This window comes from Streptomyces sp. NPDC028907, assembly GCF_055564995.1.
In genome coordinates this window covers 40,893-58,298 of the sequence record NZ_JBVHVE010000006.1, presented here as the reverse complement: position 1 = coordinate 58,298, position 17,406 = coordinate 40,893, and the positions used below count along the sequence as shown (strand labels likewise).

General features: G+C 71.7%; 13 protein-coding genes and 2 pseudogenes. 10 read left to right on the top strand and 5 right to left on the bottom strand.

Translation table 11 applies throughout. The features are described 5' to 3' along the window. Nucleotides 1–8: 8 nt before the first annotated feature. Together ACZ4UU_RS19295 and ACZ4UU_RS19290 are read right to left on the bottom strand one after the other, a co-directional pair. Nucleotides 9–1,631: an N-acyl-D-amino-acid deacylase family protein gene (locus tag ACZ4UU_RS19295; RefSeq protein ID WP_468041238.1), complete on the bottom strand. Its 1,623-nt coding sequence runs from the start codon at nucleotides 1,629–1,631 to the stop codon at nucleotides 9–11. 29 nt (nucleotides 1,632–1,660) lie between these two features. Further along, on the bottom strand, nucleotides 1,661–2,932 hold the full coding sequence (locus ACZ4UU_RS19290; RefSeq protein ID WP_468041236.1) for an amino acid deaminase: 1,272 nt from the start codon (nucleotides 2,930–2,932) through the stop codon (nucleotides 1,661–1,663). A 200-nt stretch (nucleotides 2,933–3,132) separates the two neighbouring features. On the opposite strand from ACZ4UU_RS19290, the pseudogene ACZ4UU_RS19285 reads away from it, so the two are divergent. From ACZ4UU_RS19285 to ACZ4UU_RS19260, 6 genes and pseudogenes are all read left to right on the top strand, one after another. Beyond that, nucleotides 3,133–3,811 (top strand): annotated as a pseudogene (locus tag ACZ4UU_RS19285) (sugar kinase); the annotation flags it as partial. A gap of 659 nt (nucleotides 3,812–4,470) precedes the next feature. Next, nucleotides 4,471–4,773: pseudogene (locus tag ACZ4UU_RS19280) on the top strand (PfkB family carbohydrate kinase); the annotation flags it as partial. Next, nucleotides 4,770–5,531, top strand: a complete 762-nt coding sequence (locus tag ACZ4UU_RS19275) for an IclR family transcriptional regulator (protein ID WP_468041234.1) — start codon at nucleotides 4,770–4,772, stop codon at nucleotides 5,529–5,531. The pseudogene ACZ4UU_RS19280 and the gene ACZ4UU_RS19275, both read left to right, overlap by 4 nt. Next, nucleotides 5,528–5,938, top strand: coding sequence for a RidA family protein (locus ACZ4UU_RS19270; RefSeq protein WP_468041233.1), 411 nt, complete (start codon nucleotides 5,528–5,530; stop codon nucleotides 5,936–5,938). The genes ACZ4UU_RS19275 and ACZ4UU_RS19270 overlap by 4 nt, the downstream gene beginning before the upstream one ends. A 113-nt stretch (nucleotides 5,939–6,051) precedes the next feature. Then, entirely contained in the window at nucleotides 6,052–7,539 is a 1,488-nt protein-coding gene (locus ACZ4UU_RS19265; protein WP_468041231.1) for a GntP family permease, read from the top strand. 251 nt (nucleotides 7,540–7,790) lie between these two features. Next, complete coding sequence (locus tag ACZ4UU_RS19260; RefSeq protein ID WP_468041229.1) at nucleotides 7,791–8,369, top strand: hypothetical protein; 579 nt, start codon at nucleotides 7,791–7,793, stop codon at nucleotides 8,367–8,369. A 3-nt stretch (nucleotides 8,370–8,372) separates the two neighbouring features. On the opposite strand, the gene ACZ4UU_RS19255 is transcribed toward ACZ4UU_RS19260, so the two are convergent. Then, nucleotides 8,373–9,722, bottom strand: a complete 1,350-nt coding sequence (locus ACZ4UU_RS19255) for a M14 family metallopeptidase (RefSeq protein ID WP_468041228.1) — start codon at nucleotides 9,720–9,722, stop codon at nucleotides 8,373–8,375. A gap of 410 nt (nucleotides 9,723–10,132) precedes the next feature. On the opposite strand from ACZ4UU_RS19255, the gene ACZ4UU_RS19250 reads away from it, so the two are divergent. From ACZ4UU_RS19250 to ACZ4UU_RS19235, 4 genes are all read left to right on the top strand, one after another. Further along, on the top strand, nucleotides 10,133–12,520 hold the full coding sequence (locus ACZ4UU_RS19250) for an ATP-binding protein (protein WP_468041227.1): 2,388 nt from the start codon (nucleotides 10,133–10,135) through the stop codon (nucleotides 12,518–12,520). 50 nt (nucleotides 12,521–12,570) lie between these two features. Then, nucleotides 12,571–13,485 (top strand): anti-sigma factor RsbA family regulatory protein, encoded by a 915-nt coding sequence (locus ACZ4UU_RS19245; RefSeq protein WP_468041225.1) that lies wholly within the window; start codon nucleotides 12,571–12,573, stop codon nucleotides 13,483–13,485. A 146-nt stretch (nucleotides 13,486–13,631) separates the two neighbouring features. Further along, on the top strand, nucleotides 13,632–14,045 hold the full coding sequence (locus tag ACZ4UU_RS19240) for an ATP-binding protein (protein WP_471905072.1): 414 nt from the start codon (nucleotides 13,632–13,634) through the stop codon (nucleotides 14,043–14,045). Between the two features lie 178 nt (nucleotides 14,046–14,223). Continuing rightward, complete coding sequence (locus ACZ4UU_RS19235) at nucleotides 14,224–15,543, top strand: Nramp family divalent metal transporter (RefSeq protein WP_468041223.1); 1,320 nt, start codon at nucleotides 14,224–14,226, stop codon at nucleotides 15,541–15,543. 8 nt (nucleotides 15,544–15,551) lie between these two features. Here ACZ4UU_RS19235 and ACZ4UU_RS19230 read toward each other — a convergent pair whose 3' ends face one another. Further along, a complete protein-coding gene (locus tag ACZ4UU_RS19230; RefSeq protein ID WP_468041221.1) occupies nucleotides 15,552–16,802 on the bottom strand; it encodes a hypothetical protein in 1,251 nt (416 codons plus the stop codon). A 46-nt stretch (nucleotides 16,803–16,848) separates the two neighbouring features. Then, on the bottom strand, nucleotides 16,849–17,355 hold the full coding sequence (locus tag ACZ4UU_RS19225; protein WP_468041220.1) for a SigE family RNA polymerase sigma factor: 507 nt from the start codon (nucleotides 17,353–17,355) through the stop codon (nucleotides 16,849–16,851). Nucleotides 17,356–17,406: the final 51 nt, after the last annotated feature.

The window sequence follows — 17,406 nt, the reverse complement described above, 5'->3', positions numbered from 1 at the left end:
GCCAAGGGCTATCGGGTGCCACGGATCGCCCGTCCCGCCAGTACGTCCGTGCGGCGGCCGTCGTCGATCACGAAACGGCCGTCGATCAGGACGTACGGGATGCCCGTCGGTAGCGTGCGCGGCTCCTCGAAGGTGGAGCCCGCCGCTACCGTCGCCGGGTCGAACAGCACCAGGTCCGCCCGATACCCCTCGCGGACCAGCCCCCGGTCCGCCAGCCGCAGCCGCGCCGCCGGACGCCCGGTCAGATGGGCCACGCACTCCTCCAGGGACAGCACCCCCAACTCCCGTACGTACCGGCCGAGATAGTGCGGGAAGGTGCCGTACGCCCGGGGATGCGGCTTCGTGCCCCGCAGGATGCCGTCCGAGCCGCCCGTGTGGACACGGTGCCGCATGATCGTCCGTACGTTCTCCTCGTGGCCGACGTGCTGCAGGATCGTCGAGCCCAGCCGGTCGTCGAGCAGCAGCCGACGGGCCGTCACCCAGGGGGCCTCGCCCCGGGCGTCCGCCGACTGCCGGATCGTCCGGCCGACGAAGTCCCCGAGCGCCGGGTCGCTCACGCCCGAGATCTCGATCGTGTCCCACTCGATGGGCACACCGTGGCAGCCGTCGGCACCGACGACCTCCATGTGGTGCCGGATGCGCTCGGCGGCGTCGTCGTCCGACAGCCGGGCCAGGATCGCCTCCGGGCCGCCCTCGCTCGCCCAGCTCGGCAGCATCGCGACGAGGGTCGTGCAGCCGGGGGTGTAGGGGTAGGTGTCCAGGCTGATGTCGGCCCCCTCGTCGAGCGCCTTGTCCAGCAGGGACAGCAGCTCCGGCGCACGGCCCTTGTTCACGCCGAAGTTCATGGTGGCGTGGGCGAGATGGAGCGCGCAGCCCGCCTCCCGCGTCAGGGCCACCATCTCCTCGTACGCCTGAAGGGCCCCGGCCCCGTAGGAGCGGTGGTGCGGGCAGTAGTAGCCGCCGTACGACGCCACCACCCGGCACAGCTCCGTCAGCTCGGCCTCCTTGGCGTACATGCCGGGCGTGTACGTCAGCCCGGACGACATGCCGACCGCGCCCTGCGCCATGCCCTGCGCGACCAACTGCCGCATCCGGTCCAGCTCGTCCGGCGTCGCCGCCCGGTCCTCCCAGCCGACGGCGAGCGCGCGGACCGTGCCCTGCGGGACGAGGTACGCCGCGTTCACGGCGATGCCCTGCCCGTCGAACCCGGCGTCGAGGCGGTCCAGGTACTCGCCCACCGTCCGCCAGTCGAAGTCGATGTCGTCGCCCGAGCCGTTCCAGCCGGTGATCGCGCGGCGGACCTCGGCGAGCGTGCGGTCGTCGACGGGGGCGTACGACAGCCCGTCCTGGCCGATCACCTCAAGGGTGACCCCCTGCGCGGCCTTCGCACTGTGGTCGGGGTCCCGCAGCAGCTCCAGGTCGCTGTGGGCGTGCATGTCGATGAAGCCGGGGGAGAGGACGAGGCTCTCCGCGTCCAGCTCCCGGCGGGCCTTCGGCCGCTGACAGCCCGCCGCGGCCGCCTCCTGGACGATCGACACGATCCTGCCGCCGTCCACGACGACGTCGGCGCGGTAGGAGGGACCGCCGCCGCCGTCCACCACCTCCGCGTCCCGGATCACCAGCTCTTCCATGGCCTTGCCTCCCCTGTCTCCCGCATCCCCTAGAAGAACGTGCGGATGTACTCGACGACCGTCCCGTCCGCCTCCGCGACCGGAATCAGCTGCCACTTGTCGAACGACGTGCACGGGTGCGACAGCCCCATGCCGAGCCAGTCCCCTACCTCCAGGTCCGCCTCCCCGGTCGTCCGCAGCCACGCGTGCTGATCGGACAGCGCGGTCACCGAGACGCCGGTGGCCGGGCGCTCGACGCCGTCGCGGCGGACCACCTGGGCGAAGGGCAGATCGAGGTCGTACGCCGCGTCGCGCTTGCCCGCGTTGACGAAGGCCTGGTCGGGGGAGGGGCGGGAGACGACCTGGGCCCAGAGGCGGAAAGCGGGTTCGAGGGCGCCCTCGGCGGGGACCCGGTTGAACGGGGTCAGCCTGCGGTAGTGGCCGTCGTCGTGCGAGACGTACGCGCCGGAGCGCAGCAACTTCAGCACGGGGGCGGACAGTTCGGGGATCTCCGCGAACACCTCCGCCACCGCGTCGAACCAGGCGCTGCCGCCCGCGCTGACGACGATCTCGTCCAGCCCCGCGAAACGCCCCGCCTTGTCGAACTCGGCGGCCAGTGCGACCAGCCGGCGCAGCCAAGCCGTCACCCGCTCGGGGTCCGCCCGCGGGACCTCGCCCTCGTATCCGGCGACGCCGACCAACCGCAGCGTGGCCACGGCGGCGACCGCCTCCGCGACGGCGGCGCACTCCGCCTCGGTACGGACACCGGTACGGGCGCCGTCGCCCGCCGCCAGCTCGACGACGACGTCCACGGGGCGGGTGGCCCCGGCGTCGCGCAGGGCCGCGTCCATCAGCTCCACGCCGCGCACGGAGTCGACGTAGGTGACGAAGCGGAAGTCGTCGTCCGCCGCCAGCTCGGCGGCGACCCAGCGCAGGGCGGCCGCGTCGACCAGTTCGTTCGCGAGGAAGATCCGCCGGACGCCGTAGGCGCGCGCCACCCGCACCTGGTGCGGCACCGCGAGCGTGATGCCCCACGCCCCGTGCTCGATCTGACGCCGGAACAGCTGCGGCGCCATGGACGTCTTGCCGTGCGGGGCGAAGGTGAGGCCGTGGCGGACGGCGTATGTCTCCATGAGGTCGAGGTTGTGCTCCAGGCGCTCGGCGGAGAGGGCGAGCAGGGGGGTGGCGAAGCCGTCGGTGAAGAGGTTGCGGCGCTGGGCCGTCAGTTCGGCGACGGTCAGGCCGTCGGCGTCCGGGGGGAGGCCCTTGAAGCGGTGGTCGACGCGTTCCTCGGCCAGACGGGCGAGCGCCTCGCTGCTCATGGAACCTCCCTGATCTGCGGTGTTGCATCGTCTGCAACCCTCATTGCGTATATCGCTTACCGCTGTCTAACATCTCGGCCAACCGCGGGTCAACGGAGCCGCCGATCCCCCGCACCAGCCCTGGAGCTACGACCATCGTGACCCTCATCGGACCCTGCAATGCCCCCGACGGCGTGGACGTCGTCGCGCTCGGCGAGTCCATGGTCACGTTCCTGCCCACACGGCCGGGGCGCCTCGCCGACGTGCCGTCGTTCGAGCGGGGGATCGGGGGCGCGGAGTCGAACGTGGCGTGCGCACTGGCCGCCGCCGGCCACCGCACGAGGTGGGTCAGCCGAGTCGGTGCCGACGGGTTCGGCGACCATCTCGTCGAGGCGATCGGGACGCACGGCGTCGATGTCGCGTCCGTGCGGCGGGATCCCGGGCGCCCCACGGGCGTGTACTTCCGCACGGCGGGGGACAGGGGCACGGACGCGCACGAGGTGGCGTACTACCGGGTGGGTTCGGCGGCGTCGGCGATGTCCGTCGAGAACGTGGACCTGGACGCGGTGCGTTCGGGGCGGGTGCTGCATCTGTCGGGGATCACGGCCGCGCTGTCGGAGGGGTGCCTGGGGTTGCTCCGGGAGCTGACGGCTGCCGGCAGTGACGACCGCCCGCTGATCTCGTTCGACGTCAACTACCGGGCGGGGTTGTGGCGGGACGGGGACGGGCCTGGTGTGCTGCTGGAGTTGGCGCGGCGGGCTGATGTGGTGTTCGTGGGGGAGGACGAGGCGGAGGAGGCGTGGGGGATCTCCGGCGGACCGGAGGCCGTGCGGGCCGCGTTGCCCGAGCCGGGGGTGTTGGTGGTCAAGCAGGGGGCGGTGGGGGCTACGGCGTTCGTGTCCGCCGCGGGTGATCGTGAGTTGGTCGCGCCCACGCGGCGAAGCCGCACATGTCACAGCCCCGCGCCCCTTGGGCGGACTGACGGCCCGGCGTCGCAAGACGTGGCCAGCCGCCCCAACGGGCCCCAGCCTGCGGGCAGCGGCGCCGCGCCACTTGGGTCGGCGGGCGAGTCGGCGTTGCAGGGCACGGGCGGCTGTTCCAACCGGTCGCAGCCTGCGGGCAGCGGCGCCGCGCCACTTGGGTCGGCGGGCGAGTCGGCGTTGCAGGGCACGGGCAGCTGTTCCAACCGGTCGCAGCCTGCGGGCAGCGGCGCGGTGCCCGTCGGGTCGGCGGGCGAGTCGGCGTTGCAGGGCACGGGCGGCCGTTCCAACCCGTCCCAGCCTGCGGGCAGTCGTGCCGCGCAGCGTGCGGACGGTGGTCCGAGGCGGTCTTCGGACGGTCGTCCCACCGCGGACGAAGGTCCGGCTCAGCCGCAGCCATCGGGCAGCCGCCCCGCGCCGTGTGCGGACGGTGGTCCCGCTCCGTCCGCGGACGGCGGTTCCGCCCAGCCTCAGCCGCAGCCTGCGGGCAGTCGTGCCGTTGGGGCGGCTCCCGACCCAAAGAGAGGCGGCACCGTGCAAGTGCCGGTGAGCGGCAGCTCCCCCCGCCCGGCCGAAACGCCGAGCACCTTCGTGCCGGCCCTGACCGTGGACGTCGTGGCAACCATCGGAGCCGGTGACGCCTTCGCCGCCGGTTTCCTCTCCGCCACCCTCCGCGGGCTCCCCACCCGAGACCGCCTCCGGCACGGGCATCTCTGGGCCGCCGCCGCTCTCACCGCCCCCGGTGACCTCGCCGCACCCCCGTCCCGCGCCCACGCCGACCGCCTGGTGGCCCTCGACGCCGCCGCGTGGGAGAAACTTCGACTCGGCCCCGGCTGGACGCAAGCCGCAGAACGGGCCGACGAGGAGGTACGTACGCCATGAGTCAGACCGTCGACCGCGCGCTCAGCATCCTGCCGCTGCTCGCCGAGGGCCCCGCCGACCTGGGCCAGGTCGCCGAGCGGCTGGGGGTGCACAAGTCCACCGCCCTGCGGCTGCTGCGTACGCTGCACGAACACGGGCTCGTCTACCGCCAGTCCGACCAGCGCTACCGCCTCGGCGCCCGGCTCATCGCCCTCGCCCAGGAGGCGATGGAGAACCTCGACATCCGCGAGATCGCCCACCCCCACCTCGTACGCCTCAACGAGCAGTGCGGCCACACCGTCCACCTCGCCGTGTACGAGGAGGACGAGGTGCTGTACATCGACAAGGTGGAGAGCCGGTACCCGGTACGGATGTACTCGCGGATCGGGAAACCGGTCGCCATCACCGTCGCGGCCGTCGCGAAGCTCCTCCTCGCCGACCTGCCCGAGCACGAGCGCCGCGCCCTCGCCGACAAGCTCGACTACCCCATGTACACGGCTCGTTCGACGCCGAACCCGGACGCCTTCCTCAAGGAACTGGCCAAGGTGCGCGAACAGGGCTGGGCCACCGACCTCGGTGGCCACGAGGAGTCCATCAACTGCGTCGCCGCGCCGATCCGCGGCGCCGACGGCCGGGTCGTCGCCGCGATGTCGGTCTCCGCGCCGAACGTCGTCGTCACCGCCGACGAACTCCTCACCCTGCTCCCGCTGGTGCGCCGTACCGCGGACGGCATCAGCGGCGAGTACTCCGGCAGAGACACAGCGAAAGGCACCGCATGACGGAGAAGATCGCACTCACCCCGAAGACCCACACCACCCCGCCCGCGAAGTTCTCCCACGGAGTGAAGAAGGGCAACATCCTTCAGGTCGCGGGCCAGGTCGGCTTCCTGCCGGCCGAGGCGGGGAAGCCCCCGACGCCCGCCGGTCCCACCCTGCGCGAGCAGACCCTCCAGACCCTCGCCAACGTCAAGGCGATCCTGGAAGAGGGCGGTGCCTGCTGGGACGACGTGATGATGATCCGCGTCTATCTGACGGACGTCGCCCACTTCGCCGAGATGAACGACATCTACAACACCTACTTCGAGGAGCAGGGGCTGACCCAGCCGCCCGCCGCGCGCACGACCGTGTACGTCGGTCTGCCGGCGGGGCTCCTCATCGAGATCGACGCGCTCGCCGTACTCGGCTGAGCCCTCCTCGATCCCCGCACACCGTACGTCTCCCGGCGCGGTGCCCCCTCCGGGCGCCGTGCCGCGGTCCCCCCTGCCCGAAAGCTTCATGTACTTACCGCGAGGACCCCCGAATGTCCCCCTTGTCCCTCCCGCTCGCCGCAGCCGCCCCAGCCGGGACACCACCCCACACCGGCGGACTGCTCCTCCTGATCGACGGTACGGCCGGACTGCTCACGGTCGCCGCCATCGGCATCGCCCTGCTGCTCTTCCTGATCATCAAGACCCGGCTCCAGCCCTTCGTGGCCCTGCTCGCGGTCTCCATAGCCGTCGGCCTCATGGCCGGCCTCTCGGTCACCGAACTCTTCGGCACCGTCCAGCGATCCGACGCCGTGTCGACCATCGAGTCCGGCATGGGCGGCATCCTCGGCCATGTCGCGATCATCATCGGCCTGGGCACCATGCTCGGCGCGATCCTCGAAGTCAGCGGTGGCGCGGAGGTGTTGGCATCGCGGCTGCTGAACCTCTTCGGCGAGAAGAGAGCGCCGCTCGCGATGGGCCTCACCGGCCTGATCTTCGGTATCCCGGTCTTCTTCGACGTCGGCATCTTCGTCCTCGCGCCGCTCGTGTACGCCGCCGCCAAGCGCTCGGGCAAGTCCGTCCTGCTGTACTGCCTGCCGCTGCTGGCGGGTCTGTCGATGACGCACGCCTTCCTGCCCCCGCACCCCGGTCCGGTCGCGGCGGCCGGTCTGCTCCACGTCCAGCTGGGCTGGGTCATCCTCATGGGCGTCGTCTGCGGTATCCCGGCGGTGCTGGCCGCGTGGGCGTTCTCGGCCTGGATCGGCAAGCGGATCTTCGTCGCCGTGCCGCAGGACATGGTCGAGGCGGCGGACGAGGCGAAGCGGGCGGTCATCGACGAGCAGCGCAAGGCCGGTGTCGAGCCGCAGGAGACGCCTGTGCCGCTCGCCACGGTGCTCGGGATCATCGGTACGCCGTTGGTGCTGATCCTCGCCGCGACGTTCTCGTCGATCGCGCTCGACCCCTCCACGACCCGTTCGGTGATCGAGTTCTTCGGCAACCCGTTCGTGGCGCTCACGATCGCCCTGTTGCTGGCGTACTACCTGCTGGGTATCCGGCGCGGCTGGTCCCGCAAGTCCCTGGAGACGGTGTCGACCTCGTCCCTGAAGCCTGTCGGCAACATCCTGCTGGTGGTCGGGGCGGGCGGTGTCTTCGGTGCCGTCCTCAAGGCCAGCGGCGTCGCTCAGGCCCTGTCCGACACCTTCAACGACGTGGGTCTCCCGGTCATCGTCCTCTCCTACCTGATCTCGGTGGTCCTCCGGGTCGCCCAGGGCTCGGCGACGGTCGCCATCGTCACGACGGCCGGCATCGTCGCCCCGCTCCTCACCGAGGGCGACCACTCCCAGCCCTTCGTCGCCCTCGTCATCATGGCCATCTCGGCCGGCTCGATCTTCGCCTCCCATGTCAACGACGGTGGCTTCTGGATCGTGGCCAAGTACTTCGGCATCAGCGAGCGGGACACGTTGAAGACTTGGACGGTCCTGGAGAGTGTGCTGTCGGTCGCCGGGTTCGTGGTGGCGGCGGTGCTGAGCCTGTTCGTGTAACGGTGCACCTGCCGGGGCGGCCACCCCCAGTTCCTCGCCCCCGCCGCCCCGTCCCGTCCCTGGGCGCTGCGCCCCCAGACCCCCGCTGTCGGGCCTGCGGGCCTCGTCCGCAAACGCCGGACGGGCTGAAAGATCCGGCCCGGCGCCGAGAGACCGGCCCGCACCCGAAGGACGCCCCGGGGTGAATCTTCGTGTAACGATGCGGGGGCTGGTTGTGCGGGACACAGGGTTGTCGACCATACTGCTCGGCTGTGGAGCAGCGCATAGGTTCAGGCAGCCAGCCCCTGGAGGGCGCCGGATTCGATCCGGCCTTCATCCCCGGGCTCACCTCGCCCGCGTCCGCCGCGCCGAAGGGCGCCAAGAAGGAGGACGTGGCCGAGGACGGCGACCTCGAGGAGACGGTCCTAGAGGATGTCGAGGAGCCCGAGGCGGAGGTCGAGGGCGAGGTCGACCGCGGGGGTGACCGCGACGACAGACAAGACGATGACGAGCCGGACGCCGACGGGCCCGTCTTCGAGGCCTCCGATCGTCGTGCTCGGATCGTCGCGGATCGCGCCGGTGTACGGCTCTCCCTGGACGACCAGGAGTGCGAGTTCCGTTGGGACGAGATCGGTGCCGTGGAGACCGAGGCGCCGAGGTTCGGGAAGCGGTACACCGTCACCGTGCACACTCCTGACCGCCGTTGGTACCCGATCGAGATCGAGGCGACGGCCAGGAGCCGCTTCACGGAGTGGGACGAGCAGCTGGACGCGGTCCTCGACGCCTACTTCGAGGACGGTGCCGAGGGCGCCGAATCCGCCGAAGACGCCGAGGAATCCGACGCCTCGTAGCGGTCAGCTGCAGTACTGGGCTTCCTTGCCGATCGACCGGTACATACAGTCCGCGTTCTCCAGCAGCTGCAACACCGCATCCCGGTTCCGGGACGTCTCCCGCTCGATCACCTCGTCGGGCGGGTAGAAGCCCCCGCCCCCGGACCTCGGGTACATCTCGAAGGTGTACCCGAAGATCTTCTGGCTGCCCCACAGCCAGTCGTCGATCGACCCGTCGGTGATGTACAGGTCGCTGGACTGCTCCGGCGTGTAGCCGTTGCTGGCCGCCATCTTCTGCCCGACCGTGGCGAACGCGTTGCGGTCGTCGGCGGTCATGCCGGTCGTGGTGTCGGAGTAGGTGTATCCGAACGGCCACAGCACCAGCTCGCTGTAGGTGTGGAAGTCGATTCCGGCCTTGATCTGCTGCACGCCGCCGACGACCCGGCTGCGCACGAAGTTGGCGACGACCTTGACCTCGGGTGCCGACTCGGCCGAGGCGCCACGGTAGGTCTCGGAGGACGTCGACCCCGACGAACCGCCGCAGCAGCCCCACCGGTAGTTCCAGTTCCGGTTGAGGTCGGTCCCGACGGCCGAGGAACCGGAGTTGGGCTGCCGGTTCTTGCGCCACGACCGGTAGGAGCCGGTGGCGATGTCGTACTCGCCGCCGTCCGGGTTGAGGTCGGGGACGATCCAGATCTCGCGGTTGTTCACCATGCTGGTGACCCGGGAGTCGCTGCCGTAGTCGGAGGTCAGCTCGCGCAGGAGGTAGAGAGCCATCTCGACGGTCAGGTGCTCACGAGCGTGCTGGTGGTGGGTGAACAGGACCTCGGGTTCCGACTCGTCCGTGCCGACGTTGTCGCTGATCTTGATGGCGACGATGTTCCGGCCCTGGTACGACGTGCCTATGACACGCTGGCTCGCGATCGAGGAGTTGGCCGAGACCAGTGAGTTGATCTCGCTCGTCATCTCCGCGTAGTTGTGGTAGCGCGAGTCGCCGGAGGGGAAGTCGTAGAGGCGGACGTCGTCCTCGCCGGCGGACCGGTCCGGGACCGCGCCGAGCGGGGTGACCTCGTAGCCGAGCGTCCTCAGCTTCTTGACCTGGTCCGCCCGGCCCGAGATCACGACACCGTGACCGTGAGCCTCGTCCACGGTCACGCCGGTCCGCTGAAGTGCCGTGCGGTCCTTGGCGGTCGAGTGCATGTGGACCTCGTACTGCCGGATGTCGTCGGCCGACGGGGCAGCCTTGGCGGCGCTGTCGGCGTTGGCGGACATGTTCGCGGAGAGGGGGGCCGCCAGGGCGAGGGCGAGCAGTGCGGCGAGCGCGGCGGTACGTCTGCCGCTTCGGGTGCCGGAGCCGCGTATGCGAAGTCGCATGAAGTCTCCTTGTGGGAGTGGGGGGTGGGGTTCAGTGCGACGTACTGCGTGGTGCGGATGTGGCGCTCATGGTGGGCTGCTGGCATGAGCAGGTCAAGAGCGGGGTGGTCGGTCGCGGCGCGAACCATTCGAAAATCAGCCGCGCAGTGTACGCGCGCGGCCCCCGTGCGGAGCGTTCCCCAAAGAAGTCCACCCGGGGGTGTGATCCGGGCGTGCGGGCTGGCGCGGGGGCGGGAAGGGTGAGGAACCGCGCAAGGTCCTGTCGTCAGATTCCCGTCGTCCGCCCGAAGGGCGGAGCAGGCGGGAATCTGACGACAGGCCTAAGGGGGGAGCGGTGGGAGCGACGGCACAGGCGGGGACCGGCGCACCCTCCGACTCCCCGACAACACCCCTCTGAGGAACGGCTGATCATGGGCGGATCAGCGCCACGACGGGATCATCGGCTGCCGGTCGAGACGACCAGCTTCGTCGACCGGCGCGGCGAACTCGCCGCCGGACGCGAGCTGTTGGCCAGGACACGGCTGGTCACGCTGACGGGTCCGGGCGGCGTCGGCAAGACCCGCCTCGCCGCGCGCATCGCGGCCGCGGTACGGCGCACCTTCCCCGACGGCGTGCGCTTCGTGCACCTCTCCGGCCTGGACGACCCGGCCCTCGTCCCGCTCGCCGCCGCCGACGCGCTCGACCTGCACGACCACTCCGCGCGGCCGCCGCTCAACGCGCTGGTGGAACGGCTGCGGGACCGCAGACTGCTGTTGCTGATCGACAACTGTGAACACCTGCTGCCGGCCTGCGCCGAACTCGCCGCGGCGCTGCTGCACGGCACGACCGGCGTACGGATCCTCGCCACCAGCCGCCACCGCCTCGGCCTCACCGAGGAACACCTCCTCGACGTACGGCCCCTGCCGGTCCCCGACCCGGACGGCGACCTCACCAGCCCCGAGGGCTACCCGGCCCTGGCCCTCTTCGCCGACCGGGCCGCCGCCGTGGTCCCCGGCTTCCGGCTGACCGCCGCCAACCGCGGGGCCGTCGCCCGGCTCTGCCGCCGCCTCGACGGCCTTCCGCTCGCCATCGAACTCGCCGCGGTCCGCATGCGCGTGCTCGACGTGGACCAGCTCCTCGACCGCCTGGACGACCGCTACCGCCTCCTCACCGGCGGCAGCCCCGCGGCCCTGCCCCGCCACCAGACCCTGCGGGCCGCCGTCGACTGGAGCCATGGACTGTGCACCGAGCGGGAGCAGTTGGTGTGGGCGCGGCTGTCGGTGCTGGCGGGAGGCTTCGATCTGGAGACGGCCGAGGCGGTGTGTGCGCAGGAGGAGATCTCCCCGGACGCGGCGGATCGTCCGGCTCCCGGCGGGTGCGCGCCGCCGCTGCGGGGCTACGACGTCCTGGACGCGGTCACCGGCCTCGTCGACAAGTCCGTACTGTCCCGCGAGACCGGCCCCGACGGCATCCGCTACCGCCTTCTCGACACCCTGCGCCACTACGGCCTGGACCGGCTGCGCCGACTGCCCGGCGAGGAGTCCGCGGCCCGCCGCCGTCAGCGGGACTGGATGCTGCGCCGGGCCACCGGCTGCGAGCGGGCCTGGTTCGGGCCCGGGCAGCGGGAGATCGTCGCCCGGCTCCGCGCCGACCAGGACAACCTCCGCGCCGCCCTCGACTTCAGCCTCACCACCCCGGACGAACGCCTCGAAGGCCTGCGCCTCGCCGGCACCCTGTGGTTCTACTGGCACGCCTGCGGCGCCCCCCGCGAGGGCCGCCACTGGCTCGACCGCGCCCTCGCCGCCAACCCGGACCCGACCCGGGAGCGGGCCCGCGGCCTGTGGATCGCCGGGCTCCTCGCCGCCGCCACCCAGGACCTCACCGCGGGCCTCGCCCTCGCCCGGGACGCCCACGCGCTCGCCCGGGACCTGGGCGACGAGGCGGAGGCGGCGCACGCCGAGTACGTCATCGGCGTCATCACCCTGTTCATGGACGACCTGCCGACCGCGCTGAAGCACTTCGAGACCAGCGTCGGCCGCGGCCCCGTCCCCGGCCAGCACCTCAGCCTGTACGGCCTCGACCAGGTCGAACTCGCCTGCGCCCTGGGCTTCCTGGGCGAGGCCGACCGTGCCGTCGAGGTCTGCGAACGGGCCCGCCGGATGTGCGAACGGCACGGCGAGGAGTGGGTGCACTCCTACGTCCTGCGGATGCTGGCCCTCGCCCACACCGTGCAGCGCGACTGGCGGCAGGCCGAACACCACGCCCGGCACGCCCTGCGCCTCAAACTCGCCGTCCACGACGTCACCGGCATCGCCCTCACCCTCGACCTGCTGGCCCGCATCGCCACGGAGACGGGCGCCCACGAGCGCGCGGCCGTACTGCTCGGCGCCGCCGACCACACCTGGACCGGCATCGACCGCGACCGCTGGGGATCGGCGACCCTCAAGGCCACCCGCAGCGACAGCGAGACCCGCTCCCGCACGGCGCTGGGCCCACCCGGCTTCCGGCGCGCCTACGAACGCGGCCGCGGCCTCGGCGCCGACCTCGCGGAGACCGTCGACTACGCCGTCCACGACACCGTCCCCCGCGACGCGAACGCCTCCCGGCCCCGACCCGCCCACGCCACGACCGGCGTCCACCTCACCCGCCGCGAGACCGAGGTCGCCGAACTCGTCGCCCAGGGCCTCGCCAACCAACAGATCGCCGACCGCCTGATCATCGCCCGCCGCACCGCCGAGGGCCACGTCGAACGCATCCTCGGCAAGCTCGGCTTCAGCAACCGCAGCCAGATCGCGGCCTGGGTCACGGCCCAGCACTGATCCTCACCCGGACCGCCCCTCGCCGACCCACCCCAAGGAGCCCCACCCCCATGACCACCCACCCCGCCCCGCCCCCCACCCCCTTCGACCACCGCATCACCGTCTTCGCCACCGACGAGGAGTTCCTCGCCGCCGCCCTTCCCTTCGTCGGCGAGGCCCTCGCCGCACCCGGCGAACCGCCGCCCGTCGTCATCGCCGCGCCCGGGAACCTGGACCTGCTGCGGGACGCGCTCGGCAGCGAGGTGAAGGGGGTCGGCCTGGTACCGCACGGTGAGTGGTACACCGGGTCCGCGGCCAACGCGGTGGCCCAAGGGGCCGGATACCTGGCGGCGAACGCCGGCCCCGGGGGGCGTATCCATCTGTTCATGGAGCCGGTCTGGGGCGGCCGGGCGGGGCGCTCGCCGCGGGAGGCCGCCGAGTGGATCCGGTACGAGGCCCTCGCCAACCTGCTCTTCGCCCCGCTCGCGACCACCGCCCTGTGTGCCTACGACTCCCGCGTCGCGGGCCCCGCCGTCGTGGCCGCCGCCCGCCGCGCCCACCCCGACACCGACGTCTACGAGGACCCGGTCCGGCTCGCCGCCGAGCTCGACGCCGTATCGTTGCCGCCGGCCCCCGCCGACGCCGAGCGGCTTCCCGGCCCGGCGCCCGCCCACGACGCCGTACGCACCTGGGCGGCCGTCCAGGGACTGTCCGCCGCGGACGCGGAGCTGTTCGCCACGGCCGTCACCGAGGCGGCCGCCGCCGTCGGACCGGTCGACGGTGCCCTGCTGTGGGGCGAGGCCCCGGCGTGCGTGTGCGAACTGCGCGCCCCGCGCCGCGTCGACGACCCGCTGGCCGGCTTCGTACCGCCGCCGAGCCCGGAACTGGAGCCCGGGCAGGGGCTGTGGTTCGCCCGGCAGGTGTGCGCGTACGTCGACGTCCGGGACGACCGGGAGGGGACGAGCGTACGGCTGCAGTACGGGTAGGGGAATGCCGCGTACAGGTAGGGAATCGGGTATTCCTCCCCGTGCGCCCGCACCCTCGCGCCCGCCACTGTGAACCCATGCTGCACCTCTACGGGGCGCGCTTCCCGGATCCCGGACCCCAGTACGGCTCGTATCCCCAACCGCCCATGGGGGCCGGCCATCTGAGCGTCGAGTACGACCCCCGCCCCTCCGCGGTCCGCGAGGCCCGCGCGGAGGTCCGCCGGCAGCTGGAGGGATGGGGGCTCGCGGACCTGGACGGCCTCGTGGACGTGGCCGAACTGCTGGTGAGCGAGCTGGCCACCAACGCGCTCGTGCACTCGGCGAGCCGCTTCAGGCTCACCCTGTTCGCCGCGCACGGGATCCTGCGCTGCGAGGTCCGGGACCACGGCAACCGCGTCCCGAGGGTGCTGGACGCGGGTGCCTCGGAGAGCGGCCGAGGGATGTTCCTGGTGGAGGCGCTCTCCCAGCGCTGGGGCTGCCACCAGGACGGGCCGGGCAAGACCGTGTGGTTCGAGCTCGGCACGTGCGGGTCGGACGACTGTGGTCGGCGACAGTCGTAGCGCGGCCCGCGTGTTCCGGAGACCACCCGTGGCCACTCCGGAACGACAGCCCGGGTCCCGGCGGCGCGCCCAGTCGCCGGGACCCGCGTATGCGCGTCCCAAACCCTGGTGAGCACATTGGGTGGAGATCGCGCACGCCCTCTTGTCGCTTCGGCGCCTTTGGGCTTTCTTGACCCTCATGGCGGACACCACGGGAAACACAGCGGCATCACCGGTCGGCGCGGCGGACTCCCGCCCCCGGAAGTCCAGTTGGCGGTACATCGGCCCCGGCATCGTCGTCGCCGCGACCGGCGTCGGGGCCGGTGACCTGGTCGCCACCCTCATCGCGGGCAGCAACTTCGGCTACACCCTGCTCTGGGCCGCGGTCATCGGCTGCCTGGTCAAGATCTCCCTCGCCGAGGCGGCGGGCCGCTGGCACCTGTCCACCGGCCGCACCCTCTTCGACGGCTGGGCCAGCCTCGGCCGCTGGACCACCTACTTCTTCGCGGTCTACGTGGTGATCTGGGGCTTCGTCTACGGCGCCGCCGCGATGTCGTCGAGCGCCCTGCCGCTCCAGGCGCTGTTCCCGAACGTGATGGACCTCGAATGGTGGGCCATCGCCTGCGGTCTGGTCGGCCTGGTCTTCGTCTGGTTCAACAAGTACGCCGTCTTCGAGAAGGTCATGACGGTCCTGGTCGGCGTCATGTTCGTGGTGACGGTGTACCTGGCGATCCGGGTCACGCCCAACCTCGGGGACGCCTTCGCCGGTCTGCTGCCCGTCCTGCCCGACGAGAAGGACTCGATCCTCAACACCCTCGGCCTGATCGGCGGCGTCGGCGGCACCATCACGCTCGCCGCGTACGGCTACTGGGTCAACGCCAAGGGCTGGACGGACACCGGCTGGATGAAGGTCATGCGGCTCGACAACCGCGTCGCGTACATCACCACCGGCATCTTCGTCGTCGCGATGCTCTTCGTCGGCGCCGAGCTGCTGCACTCCGCGAACGTCGCCATCGCCGGCGGCGACAAGGGCCTGATCCAGCTCGGCGACATCCTGGAGGACGAATACGGCACGGCGACGGCCAAGTTCTTCCTGATCGGCTTCTTCGCCACCTCCTTCACCTCCCTCATCGGCGTCTGGCACGGCGTCAGCCTGATGTTCGCGGACTTCGTGACCCGCTACCGCACGCGTGAGGCGCTGAAGGGCGAAAGGGTCGCCTCGGGCGAGCGGGAGCGCTCCTGGCCCTTCCGCGCCTACCTGCTCTGGCTGACCTTCCCGCCCATCGTCCTGCTCTTCCAGGACGAGCCCTTCCGCCTGATCATCATCTACGGCGTCCTGGGCGCGGCCTTCATGCCCTTCCTCGCCGGCACCCTGATCTGGCTCCTCAACTCCGCCCGTACGCCCAGGGAGTGGCGCAACGGTCCGCTGAGCAACGTGATGCTGGCGGTCGCGGGCCTGCTGTTCCTGGTGCTGTGCGTGAAGCAGATCTGGGACCAGCCGTGGGCGGACTTCTTCTAGCAGTCCTCCTAGCGGTATCGGTCCCACGCCGGGCTCAGGGCGATCTTCCGCAGCTGCTCCTTGGTGACGGCGGGTGTCTCGCGGGTCGGGGCGTCGTGCTGGGTGGCGGCGTTCAGGGCGCTGACGACGACCCGGAAGCCGTCGGTGCGCAGGGTGTCGACGGTCCACATCACGGCACCCGCCACGTCCTTGTCGCCGCCGCTCTCCCGGAAGCCGACCCTCGTCCCGTCCGGCAGGGTCTCGGAGTCGTCCCCGAAGAGCTCGTCCGCCACGTCACCCATGCCGTGCTGGACGTCGATCTGGAGGTAGCTCTTGCCCTTGCCGTCGTCGAGGACGACGTAGGTGTAGTCGCGTCCCTTCTCGACGACCTCGACGCCCTTGGGGAGCAGCGGGACGAGCGTGGCCAGGACCGGGTCCACGCCCGGCTCGACGACGGTGCTCGGCGTGGCCGACGGCTTCGGCTTCTTCGGGTCCTCGGGAATGAACTCGACGTACTTGCGCCACACCTGCGCCGTCACCAACTCCTGCAACTGGGCAGTGGACAGGGGCGGTTCGCTCCTGCTGATCGGCGCGTCCTTCTCGGCCGCTGCGTTCCACTCGCTGACGGAGACGTGCTGCCCGGCCGGCGTGACCAGGTCGGCCGACCACAGCTTGGTGTCGACGCGCCGGTCGGGATACTCGTACCCCTGGAACAGCTTGAGCAGCGAGCCGTCGGCCAGTCTGGTGGAGACGCAACCGTCGTGTGGGACCAGCGCCTTGTCCGGGCAGTCGGTCGTCTGCCGAGCCTGGTCGCTGCCCGGCTCGACCCGGTTCAGGCTGACACCGATGGCTCCGGGCCCCTCGCCGTCGTCGTACACGAGGTGGACGTACGGCGGCAGCGTCGAGTTCCCGGTGCCCCGCGCCCGCTGCTCGCTGACCTTGCCCTCGGGGAGCAGATCCTTGAGTGTCGCGATGAGTTCGCGGTCGGTCAGGGGAACGGCGGGCGGCGTGCCGGACGGCTGCTCGGCCACACTGGAATCGGCCGGCAGCGGCGCGGACGTGGCGCTCCAGGGCACGAGCAGCGCCCCGCCCACTCCCACGAGCGCGATCCCGGCCGCCCCGCCCGCCACCGCGGCCCGCCGCCTGAGCCGCAGTCGCCGCCCGCGTGCCCGGCCGGCGGCGACCAGCGCGGACCGGTCGGCGTCGAAGCCGCTGCCGATGTCATGCAGGGCGTGACTGAGCCGCCCTTCGAATCGGTCCTCGTCGTGTTCAACGGACATGGCAGAACCACCGTCTTCCGGAGCTCAGGAGGGTCAGTAACGTGAGTCAGGGCGTCGCGTACTCGCCGAGGTCCTCACCGAGCAGCTCGCGCAGCCGCCCGAGGGCACGCGTACACCGGGTCCGTACGGCCGCCGAGCTGGCGTTCATCACGTCGGCGGTCTCCTCGACGGAGCGGTCCTCCCAGTACCGCAGGACGACCACGGCCCGGTCCTTGGCCGGCAGCCGGGCCAGCGCCTGGAGCAGGGTCAGCCGCAGCGACAGGTCACCGCCCTCGGCCGCCCGGTCCGGCAGCGCGTCCGTGGCCCGCTCGGTGCTGCTGCGCCGCCGCTGATGGGCGAGGAAGGCACGGGTGAGGACAGTCTGCGCGTACCCGGCGGGATTCCCGACCCGGGACACCCGGCCCCAGTGGACGTAGATCCGGCCGAGGGTCTCCTGGACGAGGTCCTCGGCGAGGTGGGTGTCCCCGGCGGTCAGCAGACAGGCCGAGCGGTACAGATGCCCGGCCCTGGCCACCGCGAACTGCGCGTACTCGTCCGCGCGGGCCTGTCTCATGCGTTCCCCCTGCTGCTGTGCCGGCCGGCTGTCGATGAGGTCCTCACTTCA